Below are 16,404 nucleotides of genomic sequence, written 5' to 3' on the forward strand. Positions count from 1 at the left end.
GCATAACGCGCAGCTAATTAACGGGTTCCAATGAAATCGCTGTTTAAATATCTTATTTATTCGGTAATAATGGTTACTATCATTGTTACTTCAATGGATATTTTCAGGAACCATCCCGAAGCGCAGTTCGCTTTTATATTTCCCGGTATTTTTCTGCTTGCCTTCTCGCAAATAATGGACGATAGCTTCCGCAAGGTGAGCCGCCGCTTACGCCTTTCGCGCGGGCGTTAATTACAGGAACACGATCTCGGTTACCAATTCGGTTTTAGCATCATCATTTATTTTCTGGATAATCTGGTTACGCATCATTACCAGCTCATTTTTAATTACCGATGATTCTATCCGCAGAAACAATTTCTTATCGCGTATAAACAGTTCTTTTGTACGGTTAGCAACAGATTTGCCTACCAGTTGCGGCCAGGCGCTTACTATGGCGGTTTCGTCAAAACGGCGCTTTATTTTGTAAACGTTCAGCATTTGTTCAATAGCCTCTTTAAGCGATTTATCGTTAGCCTTACGCAATGCTACCCTCCGTTACTTTAAATAATTTAACGCTTACATTTATACTATCAAATATTCCTTTTACACGGCTTGTACTGGTATCGGTTATCAATACCTGCCCAAAATCGTTGTTAGATACCATTTGCATTAGTTTGGTAATGCGGTTATCGTCAAGCTTATCAAAAATATCATCCAACAGCAGCAGGGGCTTAAAACCGTTTTTTTGGGTAAGGAAGGTGTACTGGGCAAGCTTAAGCGCTATCAAAAAGGACTTTTGCTGCCCCTGCGAACCAAATTTTTTCATGGCCATGCCGTGAATATTAAACAGCAGGTCGTCCTTATGTATGCCGTTTGTGGTACGTTCAAGCACCCTGTCGCGCTCTATGGCTTTATTAAGCAGTGCGGTAAAATCGTTGTGCAATAACTGCGACTCATACACCAGTTCTACCTGCTCGGCATCCTCGCTTATGAACTGGTAATGCCGGTTAAATATCCCGGTGAATACCTCCATAAAAGCCCGGCGTTTTTCAAATATTCGTTTCCCGGATGCGGTTAACTGCTCATCAAATACAGCAAGCAGTTCAGGGTCGTACCGGCCGGTATCGGCAATTTGCTTCAGCAGCGAGTTACGGTTAACCAAAACCTTATTATAGGCGATCAGCTCGTCCAGGTAGTTATGGTCGGTTTGTGATATTACATTGTCTATAAATTTGCGGCGTTCCTCGCTGCCCTCTATAATGATGCTGATATCATAAGGCGAAATCATTACCAGCGGCAGCAGCCCGATATGATCGGCCAGGCGCTGGTAGTCTTTTTTATTTCGTTTAAATTGCTTTTTCTGGTTGCGCTTAACCCCGCAGGCAACAACTTCTTTGTGGCCGTTTTTTTTAAAGATACCGTTGATCATAAAAAAATCGGCGCCCTGCTTTATCTGCTGGCTATCGATAGGATTAAAATAGCTCTTGCAAAGCGACAGGTAGTGCACCGCATCAAGCAGATTGGTTTTTCCTGCGCCATTATTACCTACAAAAGCGTTAACGCCCTCGGCCAGCGAAACCTCGGCTTCGGCGTAATTTTTAAAGTTGATGAATGAGAGTTGCTGCAGGTACATAAGCGGAAAGCAAATTTAGTTGTTTTAGTTCATTAGTTCATTGGTTTATTTGTTCATTGGTATTGCTATTTATCCGGGTAGGGACGCAAAGTATCGCGTCTTTACGAGTAGCCTTCCTTTATCTTTTGTCATTCAGTCCTTTCTCCCTTAATAACCTCAAAATTTAAATTTGCTAAAAGGATTGAAAACCGTATTTTTGCACACTTAATTTTAAAATACAGATGTCAGCAACCGAGGTGAAGTCGAATACTACTGCAACTAAAAACAATGTTGTAAAAGGCGGTAGTTTTGTTCAGGAGAACCAAAAAAGCTTAATATTTATTGCAGCAGCTATTGTTGTAATGATTGTTATTTACGTAGCATACCTTAAATTATACCTTGCACCAAGGGAAGTTACCGCAGCAAACCAAATGCATGTAGCGCAGGATTTTTGGGCTAATAAGGACTGGGATAAAGCCATTAACGGCGATAACGGTTACCCCGGCTTCAAAAAGATAATAACCGACTACAGCAACACAAAAGTTGCTAACCTTGCCTATTTTTATTTAGGTACCGCTTATTTAAACAAAGGCGAATACCGCCAGGCTATTGATAACCTGACCAACTACCGCGGCGACGACAACATGGTGGCCGCCGAAGCGCTGGGCAGTACCGGCGACGCTTACGTTGAACTGAAAGATTACGATAAAGCCGAAACCTACTTTAAAAAAGCCGCTGATAAAGCAAGCAATAAATTTCTTTCGCCTTTTTATTTAAAGAAACTTGGCTTGGTTTACGAAGCAAAGAAAGACTACAAGTCGGCTGTTGATACTTATAAAAAGATCAAAACTGATTATTTTGACAGCGCGGAAGCACAAAATATTGACGAATATATAGCCCGCGCCGAAGCGAAGTAATTAATTAACCTAATATCGGTTTCGGAAGTTCGGTTTCGGATTTATCCTATGAGTAACTATATTCACCGGATAAATTAGGAATCGGACTTTTTAGTTAACAGCAAATCCGAAATCGTATATCTAAAATCCGAAATCAAACTATGGCTACGCAATTAAAAAACCTGTCTGATTTTTCAACCGCGGGCGAAATCCCGTCGGCCGAAGGCTATAGCTTTGGTATTGTAGTTGCCGAGTGGAACGCCGAAATTACCAACGCACTATACCAGGGCGCTTACAACAGCCTTGTAAAATATGGCGCCAGGCCCGAAAATATTCACTCGTATCCGGTTCCCGGCAGTTTTGAATTGACCACGGGCGCCGAACTGTTATTGAAAAACAAAAAACTTGACGCCGTAATAACCCTGGGCTGTGTTATACAGGGCGAAACACGCCATTTTGATTTTATTTGCGACGCGGTAGCAAATGGTGTAACCAATGTTGCCATAAAATATTCAAAACCTGTTATATTTGGGGTGTTAACCACTGATAATCAGCAGCAAGCCATTGACAGGGCCGGCGGTAAACATGGTAACAAAGGCGATGAGGCCGCGGTAACAGCCATTAAGATGGCTAAACTGAACGAAACTTTAATTGGTTAAACCCGTATAAATAGTAAGTTTAAAGCAAATGAAAAAGATATTATACATTGCAGTTATCGCGTTGGCATTAGCCACAATGGCTTCGTGCTCAAACAAATTATGCCCTGCATACGGTTCGTACCCCAACCACCGTTAACATTCATTTGTCATTTTATTGCCTTTAGCTAAAAACTAAAAGCGGTTTTACACTGTTTTTACGTTTGAACAGGCGCATTACTTTATTTTTGTTGTATGGAATGGATATCGTTGGAAACGGCTGATCAGCTGGAAAATATTAAACAACAGCAGGGTTATAGCCTGATTTTTAAACACAGCACACGCTGCTCTATCAGTATGATGGCAAAAAGGCGCTTTGAAATGGATTGGCAGAGCTTGCCGGCTGATATGCCGCTTTACTTTTTAGACCTGATCAAATATCGCGAACTGTCAAACAAAATAGCGCAGGATTTTAGTGTGTACCACGAGTCGCCGCAGATGCTGCTGATAAAGGACGGCGAATGTATATTGGATCAGTCGCACGGCGCTATCTCGGTAGATGAGGCCATGAGTGTGCTGGTTTTGTAAGAGAATAAAGATTTTTAGATTCAGGAATCAAGACTTAATAATATATGATCCGCAGGTTTATCCTGCGGATTTTTATTTATCGCCACTATGTATTTTTCGTTTTAGCCCTTGTTGGTGTTGTCACCAACAAGCACCATGCATCCAGTGCACATAAGTTTACCGTCCTAAAAGTTGTTGGTGACAACACCAACAACGGCGAAAAACTTTGGTAGAAGGGGAAATAATATTATTAAAAATATAGGGCGTTACCCGTTCTCTTTTTTTATTCACAAGCAGTTGGACAATAGTGCTAACTTACTCAATTATTGCTTTTACATCAACAAACTGTAATATTGCATTAATTCTATCTCCCCTTTAGGGGGTTAGGGGGTTTTTAACTAATTTTGTACCATGATAGATTTGCCTGTAGTTCCCGCCAGCCAGCCGCAGCGTAAGCCCGATTGGTTAAGGGTTAGGCTTCCGGTAGGGAAGGAATACGCCCACGTGCGTGGTTTGGTTGACGAACATAAGCTGCACACTATTTGCGAAAGCGGCAATTGCCCAAACATGGGCGAGTGCTGGGGAGCAGGTACTGCCACCTTTATGATACTGGGCAACATCTGTACCCGGTCCTGTTCGTTCTGCGCGGTTGCAACCGGCAGGCCATTGGCTGTTGATATGGATGAGCCAAACCGTGTAGCAAATTCGGTTAAGCTGATGCAGGTAAAACATTGCGTAATTACCTCTGTTGACCGCGACGACCTTAAGGATGGCGGCTCTATCATCTGGGCCGAAACTATCAACGCTATCCGTCGCGAAAGCCCGCAAACCACACTTGAAACTTTGTTGCCGGATTTCCGTGGGATATGGGACAATCTTGACCGTGTGCTGGCAACCCAGCCCGAGGTAGTATCGCATAATTTAGAGACCGTACGCCGCTTAACCCGCGAAGTACGCATACAAGCTAAGTACGATCGTAGCCTTGAGGCACTAAAAAGAACGTCGGCTGCCGGCGTGCGCACTAAATCGGGCATTATGCTTGGCCTGGGCGAACGTGAAGAAGATGTGCTTGAAGCGATGGACGACCTGTTGGAAGCAGGTGTACATATCCTTACGCTGGGCCAGTATTTACAGCCAACGCGTAACCATCACCCGGTTATTGATTGGATACACCCCGACCAGTTTGCGAATTATAAAGAATGGGGGTTGAAAAAGGGCTTCAGGTATGTAGAAAGCGGGCCGCTGGTGCGCTCATCTTACCATGCCGAAAAACATCTGTTTGAAATGTGATAATTCCTGTTTATCTTCATCACATTGAGCCCCCAACGCAAAATATCGTTATCTGAGGAAGAATTAGTACTTGCTTTGCGCAACCGCGAGAAAATTGCGGTTGAGGCTTTATATGATATGTACTCTTCTTCTTTATTCGGCGTTATTTCCAGGATCATCACCGACGAAGCTATCGCCGAAGACGTTTTGCAGGAAACTTTTGTAAAAATTTGGCGTTCGTTCAGCGGTTACAGCAGCGATAAAGGGCGATTATTTACATGGATGGTAAATATCGCGCGAAACCTGGCTATCGATAAAGTACGATCAAAGGATTTTAAAAATCAAAGCAAAAACCATGAGCTTGAAAATAACGTAACTTTCGTTGATGAACAGAAAAATACAATTTACAAGCCCGAGTTGTTGGGTATTAAGGAGTTAGTAACCACCTTGAAACCCGAACAAAGATCAATACTCGACCTGGTATATTTTAAAGGTTATACCCATGTTGAAGCGGCCGAAGAACTCGGCATACCATTGGGCACTGTTAAAACAAGGTTGCGGATGGGGATACTTCAACTCAGAAAACATTTTAATTAAGCGTGGAAGACGTTAAGGCATATATCGAATCGGGAATTTTGGAACTTTACGTTCTGGGCGATATGAGCGCGGAAGAAAAGTTGCAGGTTGAAGGTATGGCCTCAAAATACCCCGAGATAAGGACCGAGATCAATGCAATAGAAACATCGCTTGAACTTTATGCCCGCGCGCAGGCCGTTGAACCTTCTGAACAACTGCGTAACCGGGTTTTAAATAGCATGGTTGTAAACCTTGGCGATGACAATACTTTTACCAAAAGCGTTACGCACCATGACGATGACAATGTACCACAATTGCCCGCCGCACGCGTAAACAGCTTTTACAAGTACGCCTTTGCAGCGTGCCTTACCCTGTTGCTGATAAGCATTTATGGCCTGGTAAACCTATACAGCCAGCTGCAGGATTCAAATGCTCAGATCGCCGCTTTACGTTTGGATAAACAGCATTTTGCCAACCAGGTTAGTTTAATGGATAACCAGCTGGATATGTACCGCGACCCATCGTATAAGGTGCTAAAATTAAAGGGCACCGCTAAAACACCAACAGCCGCCATGATACTGGCCTGGAACGCCGTGAGCAAAAAGGTAATGGTTGATGTTCAGAGTGTAAAACTGCCTAAGAACGACAAACAACATCAATACCAGCTATGGGCGCTGGTTAACGGCAAACCTGTAGATATGGGAGTATTTGATGCCCCTGATGCAGATACCGCCGGGGTAAAGGAAATGAAGGCGATAGCTTCTGCTCAGGGCTTTGCGGTAACCTTAGAACCCATGGGCGGTAGCATAAATCCCACTATGAACGAGATGGTGGTGATAGGCACTTTTTAATCCGGGAAAAACTGCCGTATGTTAAAGTTTTGTTAAAAACTGTATCAATTATCAAACAATTAAATATTTCGCGTTGTTATTGTAACTATTATATGTGGCGCACGTCATATATATACAATTAGTTAGAAGTATTTAGTTCTTTATAAGATCAGTTAATAGTTTAAAAAGGCGAATGTTCAATACTTACATTCGCTTTTTTTATGCCTTTAATTTTGCCATGGTAACCGGCAGCTGGGCAATAATGCGGCTGGGTAACACCACGTTCATACGGTTTGGCAGCGCCAGTTCGTCGCCCGCCTTACCATGAACATATACCCCCAATATACAGGCATCCCGCGGCGGGTATTTTTGCGCTAACAACGAGGTTATGATACCGGTTAGCACATCGCCCATGCCCCCGCTTGCCATAGCCGCGTTGCTTGTAGAGTTAAAATAAAGCTGTCCTTGCGGCGTAGCTGTTATGGTGTAATCATTTTTTAGGATAATATAAATGCCTAACGCCTTGGCCTTTGCTTTGGCGGTTTGCAGCCGCTGCCACCAATTGGTATGCTTGCCAAACAAACGGTCGAACTCTTTCATATGGGGCGTTAAAATACTCCCGGCCGGCAGCTTTTTTAGCAGGTTTTGATGCTCTGCCAGTACATTAAGCGCATCTGCGTCAATCACCACCGGGTTTTTATAATTTTTTATAACAGCTTTTAGCAGTTTTAAAGTGCCTGTTTCTTTACCTAAACCGGGGCCGATACCAATGGCGGTAAATTTGTCTCCATCAATATCAGGCGTTTTTTCTTCCCGGCGTATCAAAGCCATTATTTCAGGCATCGAGCTGTTCAGGGCTACCAATCCGCTTAGGGGTATACAGGCAGTTGTTAGCCCACTGCCCGCGTGTGCACAAGCTGATGAGGCCAGCAGTGCCGCTCCCATGGTCTCGTCCTTACCGGCAATGATCAGGGCATGCCCGTATGTGCCCTTGTTGCTGAACCGACTGCGCGGTTTTATCAGCTGCCTTGCGTCCTTTTCCTCAACGTAATAATATGGGGTGTCGGCTGTGTTTATAAAATCTTCGCTTAATCCAATTTTTACTACTTCGCAGCAGTTAATGTAGGGGCCGCTCTCGGGCAGCAGGAAGTTTATCTTCGGTTGCTGAAAGGTGATCACCAGGTCGTTTTTAAGGACCGCGGCACCTTCAGGTAATTCGGCCTCTGTAAATAAACCCGTTGGCACATCAACCGCAACCACCGTTTTTTCCAGGCTGTTAAGGTGTTCCACAAGCGTTTTGTAGTCGCCTGCCAGTGGCTTGTTAAGGCCTGTACCTAACATGGCATCTATAATCAGATCAGCGCTTTCTTTAATGGTCTTAAAGCCCTTTTTTAATTCTTTTATAGGGATTTTTGAGGTTTTTAACCGCTTCAGGTTCGTGGTAAAATCATCGCTGGCGTTATCGCTAAAGCGGCATATCTTTACATCTATATGGTTATAACCGTGATGCCCCAAGATGCGGGCGATGGCCAATCCGTCGCCGCCGTTGTTGCCGGTGCCGCAGTAAACAGCTATTTTTTGCTTCCTGTCTTGAAAATGATTGACGAACCATCCTACAAAAGCTTTTGATGCGCGTTCCATCAGGTCGATAGAACTTATTGGCTCATTAGCGATGGTGTAAGCGTCGGCTTCGCGGATTTGCTTGGATATCAATAACGGCAACATATAGCCTAAAGGTAGGATTTTTGTGTTTTGTTTGGTAAGGAAAAAGATTTGTCGGGATAAGCGAACGAAGGGTTCGATTTGCGAATTATTACCTATCACCCCCTGGGCTAAAAATTACCCGTGCCCCTTTAACTTGCGTTTAATAATAGCGTTCTTGATAAACTGCGGCAGTAAGCTGTTCAAGGCGACTAAAAATTTATTGGCAGCACCGGGTACTATCTCTGGCTTGCCTTTAAACAAACCGTCGATAGCGATACGGGCCACATCTTCCGCTTCAAATATGGTGGCTTTGGCAATGCCTTTAAGCTGTTGATTTAACACGAGCAGTTCCGGCTTGGTGTTTATCCCACCCGGGCTAAGCAAACTCATTTTCACATTTGTGCCTGCAAGTTCCAACTGCATACATTTTGTGAAATAACTGATAAACGCCTTGCTTGCCCCGTAAACCTGCTTGCGCGGGACTATAAACTTGCCACCCATGCTGCCTACATTTAAAATGTAAGATGTAATAGTGACATCCACCTGCGCCAAAAACAATCGCGTCAGCAAAACAGGAGCGGTGATATTAAGATCTATTTGTTTTTTATAGAAGCCTGTGCTTTTATCGGTAAACCAGTCCCAATTGCCGATGCCGGCGTTATTGATAAGCATGTGGGCGGTTATGCGATGTTCGGTTAAATACTTAAAAATTTGGTGGCAGCTATCGGCATCCGTCAGGTCCGTTTCTAAAACATCGGTCTTAATCTCAAAATTCTTCACCAGGTATTTTGCCAGGTTATAAAGCCCGGGACCCGGTAGGGCTATCAAGACCAGGTTAATATTGCGTTTAGCCAGTTCAATGGCAAATGCTTTCCCCAATCCTTCGCTGGCCCCTGTTACTATGGCGGTTAATTGCGGCATTAGTGTGCTTTTAAATAGTTAACGGTTCGGCGCATGGCTTCATCAAAGGGGGTTATGGTATATCCCAATTGTTCTGCCGCTTTTTGGCTGCTGTACTTTTGGTTAAATAGCAGGCGGTCGGCAAACTCGGGTAAAAAAACCGGGGCAAGGCCCGTTAGCCTGGTTTTCAACGCTTCGAGATGGCTATAAAATTTTATTAATTTTTGCGGCAGTTTTACCATCTTTCGGCGCACACCAGATACTTCTGCCAACGTACTGAAAAACTGATCAAAGCTTATATCCTCGCCGCCCAAAATATAACGGTTGCCGGTAAGGCCTTTTTCCATAGCCGCTATATGCCCGTTCACCACATCATCAAGGTAGGCATAGTTGGATATCTGCCCGCCATCGCCGGGGATAATGCGCCATTTACCTTTTAAATACCCGCTTATCATTTTGCTTACGGTGTTGCTGTCGGTAATCGGCCCCTCGCCAAACACCCGGGACGGGTTAACGGTAACCACATCCATACCCTGTTCAACAAATTTATTCACTTCCAGTTCGGCCAGGTACTTTGTGCGCTCGTATGCTATCGGGAAGCCCACAATGCGCGGCTCATCTTCGGTCAAAGGATATTTTAAGGTCGGTCCCCAAACGCCGCAGGTTGAAGTGTAAACCACCCGCGCTATACCTGCCTGCTGCGCGGCAAGCAGTACGTTGCGGGTGCCGGTAACATTCGTTTCCAGAAAATCATTCTGATTGCGGCACCACATTTTAGCCATAGCAGCAGTATGGTATATCTGCGTGCAGCCTTCCATCGCTTTATTTAGCGTATCGGGCAGCAATATATCACCTTTTACAGGTTCAATATTTGGATGTCTGATCAGGTAGGGGTGCTCCGTATTCCGGCAAAGCGCTTTTACATGATGGCCCGTTTGAGCAAGCTCGAAACAAAGTTTCCGGCCAATAAACCCGGTAGCGCCTGTCACTAAAATATTCATGTATCGTAAATATGGAGGTATGCAGCGGAAGATAAAAATTATTTAGTGGGAACCTGAAACAATATTTAAAATAAACTTTCAAAAAGTTTTGAAAGTTTAAAAACATATTTATATTTGTGCATGGAATTACCCGAAGCAAAACAAAAATTTATCGAGGCGTGGGGCAAGTTAGGCTCTGAGTGGGGGATAAACCGCACCATGGCGCAGGTGCATGCGCTGCTGCTGGTAACCCCGACCGAGTTAACTACTGAAGAGATCATGGAAAGCCTGAGCATATCCCGTGGTAACGCCAACATGACACTGCGCGAACTGATGGGCTGGGGGCTGGTTGAAAAAAGGCACAAGGCCGGCGAACGTAAAGAATACTTTTTTGCTGATAAAGATACCTGGAACATTGCCCGCCAGGTAGCCAAAGAGCGCCGCAAACGCGAGTTGGAACCCGTTATGAAAATATTAGACGAGCTGGTAAAGGTCAAAGGGGATAGCAAAGATGCTGATTATGCCACCTTTAATAAATCCGTAACCGATATAAACAGGATGGCTAAAAACGTAGATAGAACTTTGGATACGATGTTAAAAGCTGAAGAGAACTGGTTTTGGGGCTCTATTTTTAAAATGTTTAAGTAGCATTTTTTTGCAGTATATATTTCAAAAATTACTGAAAATTCAAATATTACAATAATGAAAACCCTGAACGACCACACCATACTTTACGATGCCGAATGCCCCATGTGCGATCTATATACCAAAACCTTTGTGCAAACAGGTTTGCTTGACACGAACGGCCGGGCGCCATACCAGCAATTAGAGCCACAAAACTGCCCGATGGTAAACAGGCAGCGCGCCGTAAACGAAATAGCGTTGGTGAACAATAAAACCGGCGAGGTAACCTACGGTATAAAAAGCCTGTTTAAAATACTGGCGAATGCCATGCCGCTGTTAAGGCCGTTGTTTGGCTTTGCGCCGTTTGTTTGGTTAATGGGCAAGGTCTACGCCTTTATATCATACAACCGCAGGGTTATTATACCAACAGCCGGCGATGGCTTTGCCTTGCAGCCAACCTTCCTGTTACGTTACCGGGTAGCCTATTTGGTATTTACCTGGGCCGTTACCTCGTATATACTAACCTTTTACGCCGGGTTGCTGCAGGGTATTATGCCCGTAGGCAGCCTGTACCGCGAAGCCCTGATATGCGGTGGGCAGGTAATTTTTCAGGGGATAATTATTAGTTTGATAGCTAACGAAAAGAAATGGGATTACCTGGGTAACATGATGACCATTTCTTTTGGAGGCGGCTTATTATTGTTGCCCGTGCTGCTGCTGGCCGGACTGATAGGGCAGCACCCCATGTTTTACGCGGGCTATTTTATGCTGGTAGCGGGGCTGATGTTCTTGGAGCATATCCGCAGGAGCAAAATATTAAACATCGGGTGGACGCTTACCATCACCTGGACTATTTACAGGGCATTTGTTTTAGCGGTCATTTTATTCATTTAACACTTATTGACATGAAATATCATAAAATAATACTGGCAGGGGGTAGCGGGCAGTTGGGCAAAGCCCTTGCCGACCATTATAAAGATGTAGCCGAACAGGTTATCATTTTAAGCAGGACCTCCCATGCTGACAATGAAAATATTAAAACATTGGTTTGGGATGGTCGTATGTCCGGCCCCTGGGCTAAGGAACTGGAAGGCGCCGATCTGCTGATAAACCTTTGCGGCAAAAACGTTAACTGCCGTTACACCAAACAAAACCGCGAAGAGATCATCCGCTCGAGGGTGGAGCCTACCCGGCTGCTGGGAAAGGTTATTGACGGACTGATTAACCCGCCCAAGCTTTGGATAAACGCGGCATCGGCCACCATATATCGCCATGCTGAAGACCGCCCGCAGGACGAAGAAACCGGTGAAATTGGTTATGGCTTTTCTATTGATGTTTGTAAAAAATGGGAAAATACATTTTTTGATATACCAACTCCGCATACCCGTAAGGTGGCTTTGCGGATAAGCATAGTGCTAAGCCATAACGAAGGTGCTTTTCCCCGCTTAGTTAACCTGGTTAAAACCGGCATGGGCGGCCATCAGGGCGACGGGCAGCAGTACGTATCATGGGTACATGAACAGGATGTGGTGAAATGTACCGAATGGCTGCTGCAGCACCCCGAGATGAAAGGGGTTATTAACTGTACCGCTCCAAACCCTTTAAAAAACACCGACCTGATGAAACAGCTACGCCATGCATGTGGCATACCGTTCGGCTTGCCCGCTCCGGCATGGATGCTGGAAATAGGCGCAGCCCTTATCGGCACCGAAACCGAATTGATATTAAAAAGCCGCTGGGTGGTGCCCAAACGCCTGCTCGATGCCGGTTTTCAGTTCCAGTTTGCCAAGGCGGAGCACGCCATTAAAGATATATTGAGCATTAGCATATAATATCAGAATGTGGAGTGCGGAGCGATTCCCTCCCCAAGGGAGGGTGCAGGGAGGGGTTCAATAAAGCGATAAACAGCGTAATAACCCCTCCCTGCCAATACACAACTCTGCACGCCCCTCCCAAGGGAGGGAATTGAAAAAGACATTTTTTTTCGATCATATGAACCTTACCCAAACACAATTAAAAAAGCGCATCAAATACTGGCTTATCTTCCTGATAACCGGCTTGGTGCTGAGCGGGATAACCGCATTCCCTATCGAGAGCGAACTGGCGATCGCGATGAATAATATCAACAGCTTTTCACCCAAAGTACAGCACTGGCTTACCACCATTTACACAGCTGTAAAAAACACTAACTCGCAATACCCTTACCTCAGTTATGGTACCGACTGGCTGGCCTTTGCCCACATCGTTATTGCCATTGCGTTCATTGGTCCGCTGCGCGATCCTGTCCGAAATATATGGGTGTTACAATTTGGTATGATAGCCTGCGTGCTCATTTTCCCGCTGGCATTTGTTGCAGGGCCTATCCGGCATATCCCGTTGTTTTGGCAGCTGGTAGATTGCTCTTTTGGGGTAATCGGTATCATCCCCTTGTATGTGGCTTATTGGTACAGCAGGAAATTAGAACAGCTGGAAAGCGCTTAAAAGTCCTTATTCAGCAATTTTTCAAGCTCGGCAAAGCTGATGTCCATTTTTATGCGGCCTTGTTTAGCATAGGATATTTCGCCGGTTTCTTCAGATACAATGATAGCGGTAGCATCGTTGGCTTCGGTAACACCAATGCCGGCACGGTGGCGCAACCCGAACTGAGCGGGCAGGTCGGCCTTTTCGGTAACGGGTAAAATGCAGCTGGCCGATTTTATCTTATTTTCCGATATCACCACGGCGCCATCATGCAGGGGACTGTTCTTTTGAAATATGCTCTCTAACACCCGTTTTGATATCCTGGCATCAAGTACTTCGCAACTGTTCTGGTAAAACTGCTCGTCGTAATACTTCGCGAAAACTATCAGCGCCCCCGTTCGGGTTTGTTTCATGCTCTTACAGGCGTCAATAATAGGTTTTATACGGGCGTAATTATTCTTCTCAGTTTCGGCCTTCCCAAAAAAGTAACGCCACCATGCTTTATTGCGTTGCAGCGAAGCATTTTTACCCACCAGCAATAAAAAGCGGCGTATTTCCTGCTGAAACAAAACAATAACCGCGATAATGCCCACATCGGCAACCTTTTTAAGTATACCTGCCAGCAGCGGCATTTTTGATTCGGGTACGATAAAATACAGTATGTATATAATGGCCAGCCCGATGAAGATATTAGCAGCGATGGTGCCCCTTATCAGGTTATACAACTGGTAAATAATAATTGCCAGCAGAATTATATCCAGTATGGCAAATGGCGTTACCTTAAGGCTGCTGAAATCAAAGGAGTGCATGTTACGAAGTTAATAAGTTTTAGGAAAGTTCTGTAATAGTATCGGTTAGTTTACTCACCCCGACTACGCTGCGCTCGTCGACCCTCTCTGCTGGGCAAAGAGGGTGAAAGTAAAGTAAAAACTACGATCTATTTATTACGTTCGGTAGTAAAGCGTACCAGTTGCTCCAGGCCGGTACGTGCCTCGCCGGGGGGGAAGGTGTTAAGTATTGCAAAAGCCTCTTCCTGGTATTTTTTCATTTGTGTGCCGGCATATTCAAGTCCGCCTTTTGCCTTTACAAAACTGATGATCTCGGCTATCTTTTTCGAGTCGTCGTTATGGTTTTTTACCAGGCCTATCATGCGCCTTTTTTCCGTTCCATCGCTATTGTTAAGCGCGTATATCAGCGGCAGGGTCACCTTTTTTTCTTTGATATCTATGCCCAGTGGTTTGCCCACATCGTTGGTCCCAAAATCAAACATATCATCCTTTATCTGGAAAGCGATGCCTATTTTTTCGCCAAACAGGCGCATCTTTTCGATAGTGGCATCATCAGCATTGGCGGATGCCGCCCCGCATGCGCAGCACGAAGCGATCAGCGAAGCGGTTTTCTGGCGGATAACCTCGTAATAAACCGTTTCGCTGATATCCATTTTGCGCACCTTTTCTATCTGCAGCAATTCACCTTCGCTCATCTGTTTAACCGCTTCAGAAACGATCTTTAACAATCCGAAGTCGCCGTTATCTACAGACAGCAGCAAGCCCTTGCTCAGCAGGTAATCGCCCACTAAAACGGCTATCTTATTTTTCCATAAGGCATTTATCGAAAAAAAGCCGCGTCGCTGGTAAGAGTTATCAACCACATCGTCGTGCATCAGGGTTGCTGTATGCAGCAGCTCTACCAATACTGCGCCGCGATGCGTAGCCTCGTTAATGCCGCCGCATATGCTCGCCGAAAAAAAGACGAACATGGGCCGTATCTTTTTCCCCTTACTTTTTACCACATAATAAAGGATGCGATCCAGCAGGGCTATAGGCGTTTTCATTGATGTTTTGAATTTTTCTTCAAACACATCAATTTCTGCAGCAATAGGTTTTTTAATTTCGTTGATGTTCAGCATTAAAACAAAACACGCTTTATATAATCACCTGTACCGGCAATCCGCAGCAAACATAAGCTTAAAAAAATATATATGCATAAACCGCAAATACTTTTACGCCTATTAAACCTTAACCCTGTTTCACACTCTATTATTATAAGTTAGTAATAACTGCATATAAGTTTAGTTTTTGTGAGTTAAAGTTTTCGTTTTAAAGCGGGGCCGCAAGGTCCCGCTTTTTTTGTGCGGGTTTATTTTTACATTTGCACTCCTCAAAAATACGGAGAGGTGTCTGAGTGGTCGAAAGAGCACGCCTGGAAAGTGTGTATATGCCAAAAGCGTATCGAGGGTTCGAATCCCTCCCTCTCCGCATTATTAATTAAGCTTGGCAATAGTCAGGCTTTGTTCTATAAGATAACTTTAGGCTATTTTTTAGGTGTTCTAAATCTCATAATACTTCGATCACATATTGCGTCTGTTTTATTGTTACCGCTTTTACTTTTTGAACGGTCGAGCTAAGTGAGTATAACAATTTTCCCACCCGCCGAATTACTGTCCATCAATTGATGTGCAACAGTTATTTCATGTAGTTTAAAGGTGCGGCCGATAGGTAGTTTAATGATGCCAGCTTCAACGTCCTTTAAGAATTGCTGAAAACCTGGCAGGTCAACACGAAACTGACCGCTGTCGTACACTGTTAAGCCAACAGTTGCCGGAATATAGTCCATCGGTGCGAAATCTGTGAACGACCATTGTTCCGATAACATGCCCGTCATGCAAACTATGCCACCCGGAGCAGCACATTTGAGAGAATCACCAAGTGTTAACGTGCCGATAAGTTCTAAGACCTTATTTACACCATTGGGGTGGATGGCTCTAACCTTATCAGATAAATCGCAGTCATCAATGATAGCGTGATCGGCGCCATTCTTTAGTAATAGTTCGGTTTTTTCCGGATTCCTTGTAGTTGCGGTTACATTAAGCCCGCTGTGTTTAGCTAGTTGTCCGGCCAGAAGCCCTATCGATGAGGTGCCTCCCCTGATAAACAGCGTCTCCCCCTGTTTAATTTTCAATGCTAAATGAAGCGAACCATATACCGTTTGAAACATTTCGGGAATAGCACCAAGCTGTTCCCATGGCAGCTTGCTTTCAAAAGGATACAGCAGTGATTTTGGCAGTAAAGTATATTCAGCATAACTACCGTCGAATTGCCTGCCCATTTCGCCCATACATGCGGCGACTTTTTGTCCAGTTAAAAATTGGCCAGATGGATCATCTTGCACTTCGCCAACACACTCGATACCTAATATCCTCGGAAACTTTACATTTGGGGAATAGCCCTTCCGTGTCATTAACTCTGCCCTGTTAAGCCCAAATGCTTTAACTTTTATCAAGACCCAGCCATTCTGTGGTTCAGGAACAGGTCTTTCTTCAATGGTAAAATTTTCGGGACCGCCCGGTTGGTGTATAACTGCTGCTTTCAT

General features: G+C 44.6%; 19 protein-coding genes and 1 tRNA gene. 12 read left to right on the plus strand and 8 right to left on the minus strand.

Features of this window, described 5'->3' with window-relative positions; translation table 11 throughout:
* Nucleotides 1-30: 30 nt before the first annotated feature.
* Complete coding sequence (locus GWR56_RS08670) at nt 31-231, plus strand: hypothetical protein (RefSeq protein ID WP_162430724.1); 201 nt, start codon at nt 31-33, stop codon at nt 229-231.
* On the opposite strand, the gene GWR56_RS08675 is transcribed toward GWR56_RS08670, so the two are convergent.
* Both GWR56_RS08675 and GWR56_RS08680 read right to left on the minus strand, forming a co-directional pair.
* Entirely contained in the window at nt 232-522 is a 291-nt protein-coding gene (locus GWR56_RS08675) for a DUF721 domain-containing protein (protein WP_162430725.1), read from the minus strand. It abuts the gene before it with no gap.
* Nucleotides 515-1,612, minus strand: coding sequence for a DNA replication/repair protein RecF (locus GWR56_RS08680; RefSeq protein ID WP_162430726.1), 1,098 nt, complete (start codon nt 1,610-1,612; stop codon nt 515-517). The genes GWR56_RS08675 and GWR56_RS08680 overlap by 8 nt, the downstream gene beginning before the upstream one ends.
* A gap of 221 nt (nt 1,613-1,833) precedes the next feature.
* On the opposite strand from GWR56_RS08680, the gene GWR56_RS08685 reads away from it, so the two are divergent.
* The 6 genes from GWR56_RS08685 to GWR56_RS08710 all read left to right on the plus strand — a co-directional run bounded on the left by GWR56_RS08685 (nt 1,834) and on the right by GWR56_RS08710 (nt 6,385).
* Entirely contained in the window at nt 1,834-2,508 is a 675-nt protein-coding gene (locus GWR56_RS08685; RefSeq protein ID WP_162430727.1) for a tol-pal system YbgF family protein, read from the plus strand.
* Nucleotides 2,509-2,648: 140 nt separating this feature from the next.
* A complete protein-coding gene (ribH, locus tag GWR56_RS08690; protein ID WP_162430728.1) occupies nt 2,649-3,146 on the plus strand; it encodes a 6,7-dimethyl-8-ribityllumazine synthase in 498 nt (165 codons plus the stop codon).
* 231 nt (nt 3,147-3,377) lie between these two features.
* Nucleotides 3,378-3,710: a bacillithiol system redox-active protein YtxJ gene (ytxJ, locus tag GWR56_RS08695; RefSeq protein ID WP_162430729.1), complete on the plus strand. Its 333-nt coding sequence runs from the start codon at nt 3,378-3,380 to the stop codon at nt 3,708-3,710.
* A gap of 390 nt (nt 3,711-4,100) precedes the next feature.
* Nucleotides 4,101-4,979 (plus strand): lipoyl synthase, encoded by an 879-nt coding sequence (gene lipA, locus GWR56_RS08700; protein WP_162430730.1) that lies wholly within the window; start codon nt 4,101-4,103, stop codon nt 4,977-4,979.
* Nucleotides 4,980-5,003: 24 nt separating this feature from the next.
* On the plus strand, nt 5,004-5,555 hold the full coding sequence (locus tag GWR56_RS08705) for an RNA polymerase sigma factor (protein WP_162430731.1): 552 nt from the start codon (nt 5,004-5,006) through the stop codon (nt 5,553-5,555).
* A 2-nt stretch (nt 5,556-5,557) separates the two neighbouring features.
* On the plus strand, nt 5,558-6,385 hold the full coding sequence (locus GWR56_RS08710) for an anti-sigma factor domain-containing protein (RefSeq protein WP_162430732.1): 828 nt from the start codon (nt 5,558-5,560) through the stop codon (nt 6,383-6,385).
* Between the two features lie 198 nt (nt 6,386-6,583).
* Here the strand turns inward: GWR56_RS08710 and GWR56_RS08715 are convergent, their stop codons facing one another.
* The 3 genes from GWR56_RS08715 to GWR56_RS08725 form a co-directional block, all read right to left on the minus strand.
* Nucleotides 6,584-8,077: an NAD(P)H-hydrate dehydratase gene (locus GWR56_RS08715; RefSeq protein WP_304608936.1), complete on the minus strand. Its 1,494-nt coding sequence runs from the start codon at nt 8,075-8,077 to the stop codon at nt 6,584-6,586.
* 126 nt (nt 8,078-8,203) lie between these two features.
* Nucleotides 8,204-8,989, minus strand: coding sequence for an SDR family oxidoreductase (locus tag GWR56_RS08720; protein WP_162430734.1), 786 nt, complete (start codon nt 8,987-8,989; stop codon nt 8,204-8,206).
* Nucleotides 8,989-9,969 (minus strand): SDR family oxidoreductase, encoded by a 981-nt coding sequence (locus tag GWR56_RS08725; protein ID WP_162430735.1) that lies wholly within the window; start codon nt 9,967-9,969, stop codon nt 8,989-8,991. The genes GWR56_RS08720 and GWR56_RS08725 overlap by 1 nt, the downstream gene beginning before the upstream one ends.
* Before the next feature lie 120 nt (nt 9,970-10,089).
* Here GWR56_RS08725 and GWR56_RS08730 point away from each other — a divergent pair, with 120 nt between their 5' ends.
* From GWR56_RS08730 to GWR56_RS08745, 4 genes are all read left to right on the plus strand, one after another.
* Nucleotides 10,090-10,596: a GbsR/MarR family transcriptional regulator gene (locus GWR56_RS08730; RefSeq protein WP_162430736.1), complete on the plus strand. Its 507-nt coding sequence runs from the start codon at nt 10,090-10,092 to the stop codon at nt 10,594-10,596.
* Nucleotides 10,597-10,650: 54 nt separating this feature from the next.
* On the plus strand, nt 10,651-11,466 hold the full coding sequence (locus GWR56_RS08735; protein ID WP_162430737.1) for a DUF393 domain-containing protein: 816 nt from the start codon (nt 10,651-10,653) through the stop codon (nt 11,464-11,466).
* A gap of 11 nt (nt 11,467-11,477) precedes the next feature.
* Complete coding sequence (locus GWR56_RS08740; RefSeq protein ID WP_162430738.1) at nt 11,478-12,404, plus strand: TIGR01777 family oxidoreductase; 927 nt, start codon at nt 11,478-11,480, stop codon at nt 12,402-12,404.
* 133 nt (nt 12,405-12,537) lie between these two features.
* Entirely contained in the window at nt 12,538-13,053 is a 516-nt protein-coding gene (locus tag GWR56_RS08745) for a hypothetical protein (protein ID WP_202925393.1), read from the plus strand.
* Here the strand turns inward: GWR56_RS08745 and cdaA are convergent.
* A complete protein-coding gene (cdaA, locus tag GWR56_RS08750; protein ID WP_162430739.1) occupies nt 13,050-13,841 on the minus strand; it encodes a diadenylate cyclase CdaA in 792 nt (263 codons plus the stop codon). The genes GWR56_RS08745 and cdaA overlap by 4 nt on opposite strands.
* 128 nt (nt 13,842-13,969) lie before the next feature.
* On the minus strand, nt 13,970-14,941 hold the full coding sequence (locus GWR56_RS08755; protein ID WP_162430740.1) for a polyprenyl synthetase family protein: 972 nt from the start codon (nt 14,939-14,941) through the stop codon (nt 13,970-13,972).
* 261 nt (nt 14,942-15,202) lie between these two features.
* Between GWR56_RS08755 and GWR56_RS08760 the strand changes: the two genes are divergently transcribed.
* Nucleotides 15,203-15,290 (plus strand) — tRNA-Ser (locus GWR56_RS08760).
* 145 nt (nt 15,291-15,435) lie between these two features.
* Here the strand turns inward: GWR56_RS08760 and GWR56_RS08765 are convergent.
* Nucleotides 15,436-16,404, minus strand: a complete 969-nt coding sequence (locus GWR56_RS08765) for a zinc-binding alcohol dehydrogenase family protein (protein WP_162430741.1) — start codon at nt 16,402-16,404, stop codon at nt 15,436-15,438.

It is taken from the genome of Mucilaginibacter sp. 14171R-50 (assembly GCF_010093045.1).
Taxonomy (GTDB): Bacteria; Bacteroidota; Bacteroidia; order Sphingobacteriales; family Sphingobacteriaceae; genus Mucilaginibacter.